At 38.3% G+C, this 13839-nt stretch carries 16 protein-coding genes; 7 read left to right on the top strand and 9 right to left on the bottom strand.

The window, feature by feature from the left end:
- Positions 1-345: 345 nt before the first annotated feature.
- Positions 346-1071, bottom strand: coding sequence for a MurR/RpiR family transcriptional regulator (locus tag BM000_RS05920; RefSeq protein ID WP_245751591.1), 726 nt, complete (start codon positions 1069-1071; stop codon positions 346-348).
- 154 nt (positions 1072-1225) lie between these two features.
- On the opposite strand from BM000_RS05920, the gene BM000_RS05915 reads away from it, so the two are divergent.
- The gene (locus tag BM000_RS05915) at positions 1226-1534 is read left to right on the top strand and encodes a hypothetical protein (RefSeq protein WP_091495832.1); all 309 of its coding nucleotides are present in this window, start codon (positions 1226-1228) and stop codon (positions 1532-1534) included.
- A 411-nt stretch (positions 1535-1945) separates the two neighbouring features.
- On the top strand, positions 1946-2695 hold the full coding sequence (locus BM000_RS05910; RefSeq protein ID WP_091495830.1) for an EcsC family protein: 750 nt from the start codon (positions 1946-1948) through the stop codon (positions 2693-2695).
- Between the two features lie 161 nt (positions 2696-2856).
- On the opposite strand, the gene BM000_RS05905 is transcribed toward BM000_RS05910, so the two are convergent.
- Entirely contained in the window at positions 2857-3549 is a 693-nt protein-coding gene (locus BM000_RS05905) for a uracil-DNA glycosylase (protein ID WP_091495828.1), read from the bottom strand.
- Between the two features lie 225 nt (positions 3550-3774).
- Between BM000_RS05905 and BM000_RS05900 the strand changes: the two genes are divergently transcribed.
- From BM000_RS05900 to BM000_RS05885, 4 genes are all read left to right on the top strand, one after another.
- Positions 3775-4395 carry a DUF2975 domain-containing protein gene (locus tag BM000_RS05900; protein ID WP_091495826.1) on the top strand — a complete coding sequence of 207 codons (621 nt, stop codon included), beginning with the start codon at positions 3775-3777 and terminating at the stop codon, positions 4393-4395.
- 12 nt (positions 4396-4407) lie between these two features.
- Entirely contained in the window at positions 4408-4617 is a 210-nt protein-coding gene (locus BM000_RS05895; protein ID WP_091495824.1) for a helix-turn-helix domain-containing protein, read from the top strand.
- A gap of 36 nt (positions 4618-4653) precedes the next feature.
- Positions 4654-5820, top strand: a complete 1167-nt coding sequence (locus BM000_RS05890) for a M20/M25/M40 family metallo-hydrolase (protein ID WP_091495822.1) — start codon at positions 4654-4656, stop codon at positions 5818-5820.
- A 280-nt stretch (positions 5821-6100) separates the two neighbouring features.
- Positions 6101-6388 (top strand): hypothetical protein, encoded by a 288-nt coding sequence (locus BM000_RS05885; protein ID WP_091495820.1) that lies wholly within the window; start codon positions 6101-6103, stop codon positions 6386-6388.
- 185 nt (positions 6389-6573) lie between these two features.
- On the opposite strand, the gene BM000_RS05880 is transcribed toward BM000_RS05885, so the two are convergent.
- From BM000_RS05880 to BM000_RS05865, 4 genes are read right to left on the bottom strand one after another with little or no spacing between them, the layout of a single operon-like run.
- Positions 6574-7176, bottom strand: a complete 603-nt coding sequence (locus tag BM000_RS05880) for a response regulator transcription factor (protein ID WP_091495818.1) — start codon at positions 7174-7176, stop codon at positions 6574-6576.
- Positions 7173-8306 (bottom strand): sensor histidine kinase, encoded by a 1134-nt coding sequence (locus BM000_RS05875; protein WP_091495816.1) that lies wholly within the window; start codon positions 8304-8306, stop codon positions 7173-7175. Before BM000_RS05875 ends, BM000_RS05880 begins: the two co-directional genes overlap by 4 nt.
- A 26-nt stretch (positions 8307-8332) precedes the next feature.
- A complete protein-coding gene (locus BM000_RS05870; RefSeq protein ID WP_091495814.1) occupies positions 8333-9256 on the bottom strand; it encodes an ABC transporter permease family protein in 924 nt (307 codons plus the stop codon).
- Positions 9246-10139 carry an ABC transporter ATP-binding protein gene (locus tag BM000_RS05865; protein ID WP_091495812.1) on the bottom strand — a complete coding sequence of 298 codons (894 nt, stop codon included), beginning with the start codon at positions 10137-10139 and terminating at the stop codon, positions 9246-9248. Before BM000_RS05865 ends, BM000_RS05870 begins: the two co-directional genes overlap by 11 nt.
- Positions 10140-10406: 267 nt before the next feature.
- On the opposite strand from BM000_RS05865, the gene BM000_RS05860 reads away from it, so the two are divergent.
- A complete protein-coding gene (locus tag BM000_RS05860) occupies positions 10407-10766 on the top strand; it encodes a hypothetical protein (protein WP_091495810.1) in 360 nt (119 codons plus the stop codon).
- Between the two features lie 419 nt (positions 10767-11185).
- Here the strand turns inward: BM000_RS05860 and BM000_RS05855 are convergent, their stop codons facing one another.
- From BM000_RS05855 to BM000_RS05845, 3 genes are all read right to left on the bottom strand, one after another.
- The gene (locus tag BM000_RS05855) at positions 11186-12670 is read right to left on the bottom strand and encodes an amidase (protein WP_091495808.1); all 1485 of its coding nucleotides are present in this window, start codon (positions 12668-12670) and stop codon (positions 11186-11188) included.
- Between the two features lie 107 nt (positions 12671-12777).
- The gene (locus BM000_RS05850) at positions 12778-13242 is read right to left on the bottom strand and encodes a DinB family protein (protein ID WP_091495806.1); all 465 of its coding nucleotides are present in this window, start codon (positions 13240-13242) and stop codon (positions 12778-12780) included.
- Entirely contained in the window at positions 13214-13795 is a 582-nt protein-coding gene (locus BM000_RS05845; protein ID WP_177178227.1) for a VanZ family protein, read from the bottom strand. The genes BM000_RS05850 and BM000_RS05845 overlap by 29 nt, the downstream gene beginning before the upstream one ends.
- Positions 13796-13839 lie beyond the last annotated feature (44 nt).

Here is a 13839-nt window from a genome sequence, read left to right as displayed (position 1 = left end):
AGAGCGGATTTAGCAACTTCAGTCGTGGATTTATCCGCATACGTACGGATTTAATACCTGCTGTCACGGATTTATCTTCGTGAGCGCGGATATACTGGCTGCTGCCACGGATTTATCCTTGTAAGCGCGGATATACTACCCTCCTGCCACGGATTTAGCCGCATACGTACGGATATACTGCCTGCTGCCACGGATTTATCCTTGTAAGCGCGGATATACTGGCTGCTGCCACGGATTTATCCTCGAACGCGCGGATATACTACCCTCCTGCCACGAATTTATCCTCCTACGCGCGGATTTATTACCTGCTGTTGTGGATTTACAGCCTGGTGACTTATCAAAACGCTATATAAATGACATGATATACTCAAACAACAGCATTGTCTCAGCGAAAAAGTAATTTGATTGCATATGACGATCATCGAGCTTTTCTGGATCATGAATTCGAAAAACAATATCAGCCAGCTTTGAACAGCTATTGTCAATTTCATTGGTAAACACGACAACTGGAATTGACTTTGCTTTGCAATAGCTAATTTTTTCGATAATATTTTTTGTTTCACCTGATTTAGTTAGTGCAATAAATACACCAGTATGGTTAATGTTATTTTCAAGGATACCGACAGAATCCTGTCCGCTCGCAAATAAAACGCGTCGACCATTAACAAGAAATTTCTTATACATATATTCGCCAATGATACCCGAGAAACCCGTTGCATAAAGAAAAATGTAGCGATCGACATTGGCACTAAGTATCTCGACAAAGTCATCAATAGCGGACGGGTCATTGAAGCGATGATAATCATGAAGCGGATTAGCCTCATGCCTAATTTCCTCATCTTGATCAGGACGCTTAACCAGTGGAAGAAGCTGATAATACATATCAACAAAACCATTATAGCCCAGCTTTTTCGATAGGCGCATGACAGCAGAGGGTGAGGTGTAATTTTCTTTCGCCACTGTCCGTACACCTTGATCAAGTACAGTATCAATATGATCAACAATATAGGTTAAAATGGTTAGTTCTGTCTCATTCAGTTTTTTGCCTTCAACAATTTTAGTTAAGTCCATCACTTGATTCTCCTAAAGTTAACGTTAGCTTGTCCAAACGGATCGAAATCATTAGCTTCATTGTATCATTATTGATTTGACTTAGGTAAAGAATTTGTCTAGGAATGAACACTGTATTATAATGGGAATAACTATATAGAATGGAGGGTTATTTATGGAAACTTTTATTTTATTAGGATTGGCTGGAATTGGCTTTATTGCTTTTGGAGCTGTGATTTATTCACAAAAAGCTGGTGATGTCATTAATGTTTTTAATCCTAAAAAGCATGACAAAACAAAGGTAAGCCAAATTTTCGGACGCAATTTCACCTTACTTGGATTCGGTTACCTTCTATTCGCCGTTGTTAGTTTGGTTATTGACGAACAGGCACAAGGCACACTGCTGCTTCTATTATTACTCCTTACTTTAGCTGGCGTATTGGTCTCTCTCTATCAATTACGCTTTCAGGCAAGACTTGATTGACTATGATCCTCTAAAATAGTTAACTGCCCATTATCCATTTCACATACGGTATCGCATAGCTCATAAATATCCTCTGCATAATGCATGGTAGGATAATGGTTAAGCCCTCTGCTTTCAGTTTTTTAAATAGCTTACGCATTTCAAGAACACCATGCTTATCTAATCCATTTCATTGGTTCATCTAAGATCAGTAATTCAGGCTTTTCCACATTTATCGTCACTATACCTCCTTATCATCAATTTGATTATATCAATTCCTTTATTGGTTGGAATTTATTTACCGATAAAACTAACACCCTTTACTTTTAATTAATTTTACAGTATTAATTTCCTCTACTTAAATATGACTTTAATTTTTTTGATGTGCGCAATCTGTTATAATAAAGGCAAACGCCAAACGAGGTGATCAGTTTGACAGAGTATGAACAACTTGTCTTGAAAGAAATTGAACAGTGGCGTAAGCAATTGGATAAGCGCCCAGGTATTTTTAGTCAAATGACGAAGCAAGCACAGGCTAAATTAAATAATCTGATTCCGCAAAAAGCGCATGATATTATTACCGAAAGTATTAAACAGATGGTTAAGGCGACATTAGTCGGCTCTTACGTCACCACAAATAAAACACAACAGGTTGGTGAAAGCCTGTATGAGAAAGACCAATTACTTCATGAAAAATTTAAAGCATTTCAAAAAGCAGCCGTTATTGAGGGTGCTGGTACCGGAGTTGGTGGATTCGTCCTTGCTTTAACCGACTTCCCACTCTTGTTATCGATAAAGATTAAGTTTTTATTTGAAGCTGCAGTTGTATATGGATACCCCGTTGATCAATATGAAGAACGGATGTTTATTCTCTATGTCTTTCAACTAGCCTTTTCTAGCGATCAAAAGCAACGTGATGCCTATCAAATGGTTAACAATTGGAACGAAAACAAAGCCTTTGTGACTGATCTTGACTGGTACAGCTTCCAGCAAGAATACCGCGATTACATGGACCTTGCCAAGCTACTTCAATTTGTTCCTGGTTTCGGGGCAATTGCGGGCGCATATGCTAACCATAATTTATTGGAAAAATTAGGAGAAACAGCTAAGCGTGCCTACCAGATTCGCTATTTGACGGATAAAGGCATGATTAAACCTGATATCTTCATTGATGATCACTAAAATTAAAATACTGTAGCCCTTACCCGTTTTTGGGTAAGGGCTTCTCTACGACTTTAACCATAATTGTGCTTTGTTTACGTTAACCCTTCTCGTTAACGCATTCCACACATCATCTACCAAAAACCATGCATAAGAACACTAAAAAGACAAGCACCCTAATCTTAAAGTTGCTTGTCTTCCTCTGTAATTTGCCAATCAATTGGTTCACGCCCAGCTTGCTGTAGATATGCATTTGCCTTTGAGAATGGCTGGCTACCAAAAAAGCCTCGGTGCGCGGAGAGTGGGCTTGGGTGTGGGGACTTGATCGTATAATGCTTGTCTGTATCTATTAAGGCAATCTTTTTCTGAGCCGCGGCCCCCCACAGTAAATAAACAACCGATTCTTGCTTCTCATTCAACTTTTCAATTACACGATCAGTAAACTGTTCCCAGCCCTTGCCCTTATGTGAATGGGCTTGTCCCTGTCTCACGGTCAACACATTATTTAATAATAAAACTCCTTGCTTGGCCCATTTCACTAAATAGCCATGGGTTGGGATGAAGTAGCCTAAATCAGCTTGGAGCTCCTTATACATATTTTGCAGTGATGGCGGAATCGCCACTTCTGGCTTTACCGAAAAGCTTAAACCATGTGCTTGGTTTGGCCCATGATAAGGGTCCTGTCCAAGAATGACAACCTTAACCTGCTCAAACGAGGTGTAGTGTAAGGCGTTGAAGATATTATCCATGTGTGGATATATCGTTTGTGTCTGGTATTCTTGCTTGAGGAATTGACGTAATTGCTTATAATAGGTTTGCTCAAACTCTTTGCCAAGGACACCCGCCCAATCGTTATGTAAAATTGCTTTTGCCACGATACTTTCATCCTCTCAATCAACAAAATTATGTTTGTAGCCAAACTAAACAAGAAGTTTGCTTAACTTATCTATCTAGTTTAGCATACTTGCTAATTCTATTATATACCCTTTAAAATATCATATAACATTAAAATTTTAATGATTATCATTAATTTTAAATTGTATTTATGTCCTTTTTATTTTAAAATGGAAATACATTCAGATTGAAAGGTGTGTGTATTGATGGCAAAATCGGTAAGTTCAATGCAACAAACAACAAATAGAGTATTGCAAGTAATAAATTTTGTCTTGGCTGGTAGCTTTCTGTTCCTTTTTATTGTGCTCGTTATGCTTATATGGGCAAGCTTCTTACCAGCTCAATCTTTCTCGATCGAACAAGGAATAGATAATTGGCAATTAAGTGCTGACCTAACGGAAAATGGCGCGAGTTTCTTTTCAACGGTTTCCTTTCGTCACCTCCCTCGCTTTGCCGATCATCTAATTAATATTAAAGCTGCTTTTTTGGTCCAATTATTTTTTAATCTGCTTATTTACTTATCGTTATTTAGTTATGCAATCTATCAATTAAAACACATCTTACTAACCATGTACGAAGAGAAGGGACCATTTATCTTACAAAACACACTAAGATTAAAGCGATTAGGTTGGTTAATTGTCGTTTATGCTTTACTTAGTGACTTACTGGTTACGTTAGCCATGTACTTTTTTTCAACACGAACATTCTCAATGTCTATTGAACTAATTAATTTTACCGCTTTAACCATTGGCGCATTTTTACTCGTATTGGCTCATATTTTTCAATACGGGTCGTTTCTACAGCACGAATACGACACAACTCTATAGTGGAGGACCAAAATGGCGATTATTATAAGATTAGACCGTATACTAGCAGATAAGAAGATGAAATTAAATGACCTGGCTGATGCCATTGCCATCTCAAACGTGAATCTGTCCAATTTAAAAACTGGCAAAGTAAAAGCGATTCGCTTTTCAACCTTAGAAGCGATTTGTCAGGAGCTAAATTGCCAGCCCGGTGATATCCTTGAATACCAGCCTGATGACTAATTATGATAAACTAATTGAAAAAAGGATGTGACAAGGGTGACCAAACTAGCACAAGCAAAAGCATTTTTAGCAGCAAAGCAGCAGGAAATGATTGCTTTATGGGAAGACATCATTCGCATTGAGAGTCCGTCACAGGATATTGAAGCAGTCAATGCTGTGGCGCGCTACTTAACGGATTATTGTAACAAAGTTAACCTTGAGACAAAAACGTACACATTCGCCCATGCAGGTAGCAGCTTAATTGCCTCTACTCCTGCTAGCGAGCTTCCGAATATTGTGCTCGTTGCCCACATGGATACCGTTCAGCCTGTTGGCTCATTTGGGACTGATCCGGTTGCCTATCGCGATGGCTTTCTCCATGGTCCAGGTGCCTATGACTGTAAAGGTGGAATTGTCATTGCGCTGTTCGTTATTCAAGCGTTAGCAAGCATTGGCTATGACAAACGACAGCTCAAGCTGATCTTGTCTGGTGATGAGGAAGTTGCCCATCAACTCTCACAGGGACAAGGAGCTGAGGTATTTGATTTGGAAACAGCTTTTACGGCAGCTGCATTCACCTGTGAAAGTGCACGATTAAGTGGCGATGTGATTACAAAACGAAAGGGTGGCGCTTTTTATCGGTTTGGTATAAGAGGCATTTCTGCTCATGCCGGTAACGATCCGTTAGGTGGTGCCAGTGCAATCAAAGAAGCAGCTCACAAAATGATTGAAATTGAAAAGCATACAACTCCCGATGGTACAACCTATAATTGCGGGGTAATTGAAGGCGGGACTGGAACAAATGTCATTCCAGATGCGTGTACCTTCAAGGTCGGGGTTCGTTTTAAAACAAATGCAGACTTGGAACAGGCCGAGCAGTTATTGCAAGCCATTAATGATCAAGCATTTGTCGATAAAACAGTTTCGACGTTGACAAAGGAAGCTGCCTTTCTAGCAATGGAGGAAACCGAAAAAACACCAGCACTGTTCCAGCTTTACCATGATGCCCGAGCTGAACTGGGCTATCATCAACCGAAACCATTGTATGTTGGTGGCTGCTCAGATAGTGCTTATCTAACTGCCAAAGGCATTCCGACATTATGTGGGGTAGGTGTGATCGGTACTGATCCGCATTCACAAAATGAGCGCGCACTTGTTTCATCACTTCAGGAGCAGGCGCTTACGATTGTGAAAACGATATTGGCTATGCCTGATGACTTTTAAGCTTCTCCAAAAGTGTCGTTCTGTTAGCCAAAGCAAGATTGGATGTTATCAGTCGATTTAGATCCAGTGCATTTAAAGTTTACGTGCTCTATTAAATTTTTGTTTTAGCTATGACAAAGAGGGTAGATAATAATTAAACGTACTTCGTTTTATGATTTTAAAAGAAGAAACTTTACTCTTAATGGTTTTACAAAAAATAATTAGTTACAAAGGTAGAGTGACCCTATTAGCAAATGTAGGTCTGGCTAACTGTAAAAAACTTTTGAAAGGTTGACTATTTGTGCGTAAATTAAAAGCACTCATATTGTTTATCTGCTTACCCATGTTCTTCTTAATGGCATGTCAACAAAACGATCTCTTTCCTAACACAACAATTACAGCAATTATTATCCAAGACTGGGACACTGCTGAAGCGATCAGTAACATTACTAATGCTGAACACATAAGCGACTTAGTAGAAGCATTAGAAGCTGCCAATTATACAGCTACTGCTGACCTTGACATTCCCAAGCCAGATTATCGGTTGTTATTTTTAACTAATGGTAGCATTGTTCGTGAATTCGGCTAATATAGCGAAGCCAAAAACTTTAATCAAACGACTGGGCAGTTTATTGATCGCGAAACGGGAAATCATTATGAGGTTACCTTTGAGTTATTAATTAACAGCAGTCAATAATGATGCTTAAAGATACGTCTATCTCTTGACGTATCTTTTGCTAATAACCGCTTTATCTTGGCATTGCATTAAGCTGATCAAATCCAACCCTTCTCTTCAGCAATAGCAATAGCTGTTATGCGATTATTTGCTTCTAGTTTATTAATTATTTCTGACATATAATTGCGTAGTGTTCCTGTTGATAAATATAACTGTTTGGAAATTTCCTTTATCGTCTTCCCTGCGGCAACTAATCGTAGTACTTCTTGTTCTCTATTCGTTAACGGATTTCCATCTCGCAAACTTCCAAAAACTAATTCAGGTGCAAATTGATCTTTTCCTTTCATAATTTGACGAATAGAAACTGCTAGATCATCACTAGGTCCATCTTTTAGTAAATAGCCATTCACACCTACTTTAACCGCTCGTTCAAAGTAACCTGGCCGCGCAAAAGTTGTTAGGATAATAACTTTACAAGCAGTGTTGTGCGACTTAATTTCCTCAGCGACATCAAGTCCAGTTAGTACCGGCATCTCAATGTCCAGAAGACAAACGTCCGGCTTTAGAGCGACAATCTTCGCTAAGGCTTCTTCACCATTTCCAGCCTGTCCAATAACCTGCAGATCATCTTCTAAATTTAACAATGCCTTGAGAGCACCACATAACATCTGTTGATCCTCTGCAATTACGATTTTAATCATGATGAAAGTGCAGCCTCCTTATTCTTCGTTACAATAGGTATTGTAACAGTTAGTGTTGACCCTTGTTCCACCTGCACCTCTAGTTTACCATCAACAAGTTCTAATCTTTCTGATATACCATGTAATCCATTACCATTAACGCCTTTTTTATCAAAGCCTATCCCATCGTCCTCAATAACAAGTTGAATTTTTCCCGATAGTTGCTTTAACGTTATACAGCAATTTCTTGCCTCACTATGCTTCACGACATTTGTTACTGCCTCTTTCAAGCACATACTTAGTATATTTTGTGAAATACTTGGTATATCATTTGCAATACCTTCACCCTTAAGCTGAAAAGTAATACCGGCAGACTGTAAAATGGTTTCTGATTCTACTAAGACCTCTGCAATTGATAAAGATCTCATATCTGAAACCAGTTCTCTTACTTGGGTTAAGGCAATTCGAGATATTCGCTCAATCTCACTCGCTTCTATTCTTGCCCGCTTGGCATCTTTATCCACCAACTTTGATACAAGCTGTGCTTTCAGTGTAACCAAGGAGAATGTGTGACCTAGCGTGTCATGTAAATCACGAGCGATCCGCATTCTTTCATCCCTTTTTATTAATTCTTCAATCCTTTCGTTTGCTTCAGTTAACTTCTTTTCTAACTCGATTCGACTATTCATAGATTTAATACCAAATGGCACAATAACCATGATCATAAGATAGATTAAATAAAAAAGGGAACCAGCATTAATAAAGCTTTGATAATTAATAATTAGCGCTAGAAGAAGTGATATGATAAACCACGTATAAGCTAAATAAAACGATTTATTATCCCGATACCAACTAAGAAAATACGCGGGAAAATAGCCCAGGAAAATATTATTCACATTAAATAAGGTAAACATAAAGATAATTAAGATTTGCACAATAAGCCAATAGGAAAACGCGCTTGACTCAATTGAAACATAGATTTGTCTGTAGCTAATCAAGAATAAAATTAACAGTCCCCAGCCAATAACCATTATCCAATTGCTTTCAAGCGAGATTAAATATGCCGGAAATAACAAATAAATAAGAAACACATAAGGAAAATACCCATATCTTTTTGGGAAAATTCTTAAATCTAATTTCCCACCAAACATCTTTCAATCGCCACCTTCCATTCAGCTTAAATCTTCTTGTTGACCGATAGCTTTAATAAATGTATTAATGTAAGTTTATCATTTACATAGAAGGCATAGCTATAAATATTCGTTACCCCTTTAAACAATATTATTAAGTAAACGAGAGCAATAAGGATTGCCAAGTAAACTACGCTAGAAAATCCTTCTAATAAGACCAAAATTAATATAAATAAAGGCGATAATATTGGGATAAAGCTTGCTGATGTTGCTACAGTCAGCCATAACTCACTATTATTCGCGGGTAAAAAAATTAATAAACCAAACACAAGAAAATAAGGCGTTAACACAAGCAGGGCTACAGGGAACGCATCTATAATATTACTAGCTTTTATCGAAATGCTTAAGGCAAACAAAATAGACGTTAGCACCAGTAACACGCATATTCCTAGACAAGCAATTAAAAACAACAGAGTATTCCAGTCTATTAGTGAAAGCAAAGGTTTTAATATATCCGAATATATACCGAAGTGATACGGATTAAAGATGGAAAACACAAATATAGCTATCGTGATGGCTACCAAAGAACTTAACAGCGTTATCACAATTAAAGCAAACGATGTTAATGACTTTCCAAACAAATAGTGTTTCCCCGAAATACTTGTATTAATAATCTCAGAAACCTTACTGTCTCGATCATCGAACACACTTTGCATAATTGCACTGACGCTTGTAAACAACAAGATGACGATCATAATAATAATGACATTCAATACACCTAGTGCATTACTAAAGTTCTTAGAAAAAGTATCAAAGGAGGCTAAGAACTGTATGTCTGGCTCAAAAATAATTAAATACACCGTTACAATCAACGCTACTATCAAATTGAACACAAACCCAAACAGGATTGACTTATTTAATAATAATGTTTTAATAGACAAATAACTATAGGCCCAATATTTATTCTTCATTATCCCGCTCCTTATTAATAAGTTTGAAGATTTCTTCAATACTACATTGTTCTACGATAAACATTTCTGTATATGAGTCTGTTAGAAGAGCAGCAATACTTTCCGCATCTTGTTTTTTTTGCAAGAAAACTTCATATGTACCGTTCTTTACTTCATATGTAAAATTATGCGCTAAGAGCATTTGCTCCGTAAGGGAATCATTTTTAACTTTCAATCGATAGCCATACTGATCCTGAATAGCTTTAACCGGATCCAGATAAACTTTCCGACCATTCTTTAAGAAAAGAAGGCGAGTCGATAACTGCTCAATGCTATCAAGTTTATGGCTGGAATAGATAATTGTACTCCCATTCTCTTGCATAATTTGAATAGCTCTAATAAACAGATCAACATTAATTGAATCCAGACCACTAAAGGGCTCGTCTAAAATCAGTAGCTTGGGGTTATGAATAACAGAAGAGATGAATTGAATTTTTTGTTGATTCCCTTTTGAGAGATTAGCTAAAATTTCATTTTTACTTTTTTCAACCTTAAAAAACTTCATCCAATAATCAATATTCTTCTTTAGTTCAGTTTTACTTTTCCCTTTTAGATAACCAAAAGCAAGCAATTGCGCGTACACCTTTGTTTTTCCATATAAGCCTCTTTGCTCAGGCAAATAACCGATATCATTTTTTAAATGAAAATTCTTTTGTTTAAAACGAACTTCTCCTTGATCAGATTTATACATATTAAGAATTAGTTTAAACAATGTCGTTTTCCCGGCCCCATTATGGCCGATGACACCTAATACTTCATTTTCCTGCAATTCCATTGAGAAACAATCAAGTGCTACTTTCGCTTTAAATTTTTTTGTTATTTCTGTTACCTTTAAAAGAGACATGTACCGTATCCTCCATGATTAATGTTTACCCACCAACACAAGATGAAAACGAATTGCTATGATCGGCTTTTTTTCTTAGTGTTATTGTAATATTTAGAGAGCGTCTAGAGCAGTAGTTAATGTCATGAACTGAAAATGACATTTGTCATATTGCGATTGCTATCGGTAATAGCATCGTTTGAATGGAAAAATGCGGTATGGTAGAATGAGGTAGTGTTGAGGTTATAATTTGCATGCGTCCAATTTTTCTGAAAAGAGGTGTCCTTTATGACAAACAAAAGAAAGTTCTCCCTCGGTTTATTCGTCTTATGTTTAGTCACGATTTATCTATCCACTCAAAAAAGCGTTGAAGAGGTCTTGCATGACTATCACAACGATCCCATTAATATTTTGCATGAAGATGACCAAAATGGTTATGCTTTTGTGCTATATGAACAAACCAATGAGCAAGAGTATCTACTATCTGCAGTATTAGAACGAAGCTTATTCGGTTACCGTGTACTATCTAATGGAGTTGCCCAAAAGGCAGAGCAACTTGGCTACACAAGCTTTTATTATCCTGATGCGATTGGACTCAAAGAGTCGGTTCTTTTTGGCGTAATTCATGAAGATGGAATTAAAAAATAGCTATAAAGGGCAGCCAAACTGATGAGGAAATAATAGCAGCAATTTCTAGAGTGGGAGAAAAAAACTATTTTCATTTATCCATTAATGAAAATAATGTTTCATCAATGTATCTATCAGCAAAGACTGCTAATGGTGAAATATTGAGTCAAGTTAACCAGCCTATTCATTGAGAAATCTCCTCTTAAAATGTTTAAGGGGCGTTTGTTGGTTTGGTGCCTATTAGGATATGGTGGTGCGATCTTTATTCTGAATAAAAAATAATAGACGCTTGGATTTAATAAATGCTAACCAAATAGTAAATTACCCAATTGAGAATTTAAGTAAAAAAAGCCTACCTTTACAGATACTGATGTAAAGGTAGGTACTGTTAATCCGATCTATTTACTATTTAACACATTTATCGAGTTACTATCATTCTACTAAAACCCCGGCATTTGCTTCAGCCACAACTCTGACTGCTCAATTAAACTAGCCAAGCTAAGCAGTAAATCCTCGCGTCCCTTGGCTGCGACAACTTGTACCCCTAATGGTAGGCCGGCCGCATTTAAACCAACTGGTACACTCATTGCTGGCTGACCTGTTAAGTTTGCTAGCTGGGTAAAAGGTGTGAACGCTAAACTTGGTAAAAACATATCATAAACCTGCTGCTGTTGGTCTGAGCCAGATAAGTGATCTACCTTTAAGAACTGATCAATCTGCTGCTCCGACGGCGTTAGTTCGCCTATTTTAGGTGGTCCACCTGCATTAGTCGGCGTCAGATAGAAATCATAGCTTTGATGAAATTCATTCATCTGAGCAGCGGCTTGATCCCAGCCATTTAAGCTCTCACTGTACTGGGCGGCTGAGACGCTTTTACCCGCCTGATGCAGCACCCACGTAAAGATGTCCATATCCTGCTCCGTTAGCGTACGAGCAAAATTGGTTTCTAGTCGACTTATCACTCTATTCATCTCACCACTGTTCATCATGTAATAATGACGCATAAGTTCAACCCCATTAACGGGAGCTTCAACCTCTTCTACAACGTGACCTGCTTCCTCTAGCCACTTTGCGACCCGAAGAACCGATTGCTTCGCTTCCTCACTTACCTCAGTTTGCACAGGTGAGGCTGTCGTAAAGCCAATTCGATACTTCGGTCGATACGATTTATGCAATAGATCAAAAAAGCGGCCAGGATAAAATGGTGTTTGAAAAGCGGCCTCTGGCTGCACAGTTTGCAGAACATCCAGTAAAGCAGCACTGTCGCGAACTGAGCGGCTGAGGACAAAATCAATTGCAGCCCCCTGCCATTGTCGACCGACACCAGGACCGACTGGGGTTCGTCCCCGTGTTGGCTTTAATCCAAATAAACCAGTAAAACCAGCCGGAATACGAATTGAGCCACCGCCATCACTTGCACCAGCAACAGGCACGATCCCCGCTGCCACGGCGGCAGCTGCCCCACCACTTGAACCACCTGGAGAATAGTCTAGTTGCCATGGATTCCGCGTTGGTCCGTACAATTCTGGCTCAGTAATATTTTTCAAGCCAAACTCTGGTGTGTTTGTTTGCCCAATTAACATGAACCCTGCCTTACGCAATTTAGCAACAAAATTTGCATCGCTTCGTGCTACGTGCTCGGTCAACAGTTTTGAACCTGCACTTGTGACCTCGCCCTTTATCTCCTGAGAAATATCCTTAACCAATAACGGCACCCCATAAAAAGGCTGCCCTTCAGCAGAGGAATCTGCTAATTCCTGATAAACCTTCTCTTTACGTTGGCGAATAACGGCATTAATCTGATCGTTTACCTTATCTATCTGCCCAAAACTACAATCTACTAATTCCTTAGCCGAAACATGTTTCAGCCTAACTAGTTCAGCTAACCCTACTGCATCATATTGTTGATAACTATGTTGATCCATCCGTTCACCTCCATGCTCTCTTATACTAAGTATACCTTAAATGCATGATAATGGAAAAGCACATGTCCAAAATGACATGTGCTCGTGGCTAATTATTAATCTTCTTGTCATTTATTAAGAAATTTTTTCAAATCATTAATTGCTTGTGTATGCATACCTTCATGAAAAATAGTCCGGACAAGGACATCTTCTATTGTTCGCATACCCATTTCAGTAGGTTCAAATGCTTGATCAAGTCTCACTCCATAAGTTTGTTCGATTATTGTTGGCTGATTTGCTAATAAATTAATTAATTCCGCAGCAGACGGGGTAGCGTCCGTGAAATTGGTAGGTGTCGTTCCAAAATTAAACCATTGAAGAAATGGACGTGGTACTGGCGACTCTTCTCTTGTAACCGCCTCAAGCCAAAGATATTGATCAAGATAGACGTGCCCTAAATTCCACCGTACATTATTACGAAATCCTGTTGGAATCTGATTGGCTTGTTCCTCAGATAACTCAGCAACAGTGGCTAACAGCCATTCTCGATATGTCCTTAGTTGGTTAAATAAATTCTTTTGCCGGTGATTCATCCTCATATTCTCCTTTACACTTTTGCTTTTGTTGCCTAAAGCGAGCAAGCCAGGTTAGGCTGTAATAACCAAGTAAAATGCCTAGCCCATTCAACAACCAGTCATCAATATCAACAACCCTTGTTGCATAGCCGATTACATGTAGGAGCAGTTGCCCTAATTCGAAAAGTAGCGGCACAATGCCAGCAACCACAAGGGCTACTTTATTAGATTTTCTTTTAAATACTAACCAAAATCCAATTGGAATTGTCACAACAATATTACCGACTAAGTTCATAATAATGATAGGAAATGGGATAAATCCAATTGCTAACTCATTCATATACGAATAGACCGTATAAAATGGAATCACATTATACGATAGTGTCTCGCGAACATAGCCAGGCTCTAACCACAGTGCATAAATCATAAACGCACTGTAGACAATCATTGCGCAAGTAGCAAGCTCTTCCCACCAGCGTTTCCATGTTTTTGTCACTAGCCTAACTAGTAAATATATGACGACAATAGGCCCACCTAGCAAAACACTTGCTTCAATTAACATCCTTATCATTATCAATAAACACCCCCTCATCCTTTTCTATTAAATTAGACGAG

The organism is Amphibacillus marinus (genome assembly GCF_900110345.1).
GTDB classification, from domain to species: Bacteria; Bacillota; Bacilli; order Bacillales; family Amphibacillaceae; genus Amphibacillus_D; species Amphibacillus_D marinus.
The sequence above is the reverse complement of the archived record's forward strand: the minus strand, read 5'-3'. Positions and strand labels throughout refer to the sequence as shown.

Bases quoted from the DNA above. Each gene is read 5' to 3' on its own strand.
- BM000_RS05915 (WP_091495832.1), top strand. From the start codon at position 1,226: ATGGAAACTTTTATTTTATTAGGATTGGCTGGAATTGGCTTTATTGCT.
- BM000_RS05850 (WP_091495806.1), bottom strand. From the start codon at position 13,242: ATGAATCACCGGCAAAAGAATTTATTTAACCAACTAAGGACATATCGA.
- BM000_RS05865 (WP_091495812.1), bottom strand. From the start codon at position 10,139: ATGTCTCTTTTAAAGGTAACAGAAATAACAAAAAAATTTAAAGCGAAA.
- BM000_RS05880 (WP_091495818.1), bottom strand. From the start codon at position 7,176: ATGATTAAAATCGTAATTGCAGAGGATCAACAGATGTTATGTGGTGCT.
- BM000_RS05920 (WP_245751591.1), bottom strand. From the start codon at position 1,071: ATGGACTTAACTAAAATTGTTGAAGGCAAAAAACTGAATGAGACAGAA.
- BM000_RS05860 (WP_091495810.1), top strand. From the start codon at position 10,407: ATGACAAACAAAAGAAAGTTCTCCCTCGGTTTATTCGTCTTATGTTTA.
- BM000_RS05900 (WP_091495826.1), top strand. From the start codon at position 3,775: ATGGCAAAATCGGTAAGTTCAATGCAACAAACAACAAATAGAGTATTG.
- BM000_RS05875 (WP_091495816.1), bottom strand. From the start codon at position 8,306: ATGTTTGGTGGGAAATTAGATTTAAGAATTTTCCCAAAAAGATATGGG.
- BM000_RS05870 (WP_091495814.1), bottom strand. From the start codon at position 9,256: ATGAAGAATAAATATTGGGCCTATAGTTATTTGTCTATTAAAACATTA.
- BM000_RS05855 (WP_091495808.1), bottom strand. From the start codon at position 12,670: ATGGATCAACATAGTTATCAACAATATGATGCAGTAGGGTTAGCTGAA.
- BM000_RS05895 (WP_091495824.1), top strand. From the start codon at position 4,408: ATGGCGATTATTATAAGATTAGACCGTATACTAGCAGATAAGAAGATG.
- BM000_RS05845 (WP_177178227.1), bottom strand. From the start codon at position 13,795: ATGATAAGGATGTTAATTGAAGCAAGTGTTTTGCTAGGTGGGCCTATT.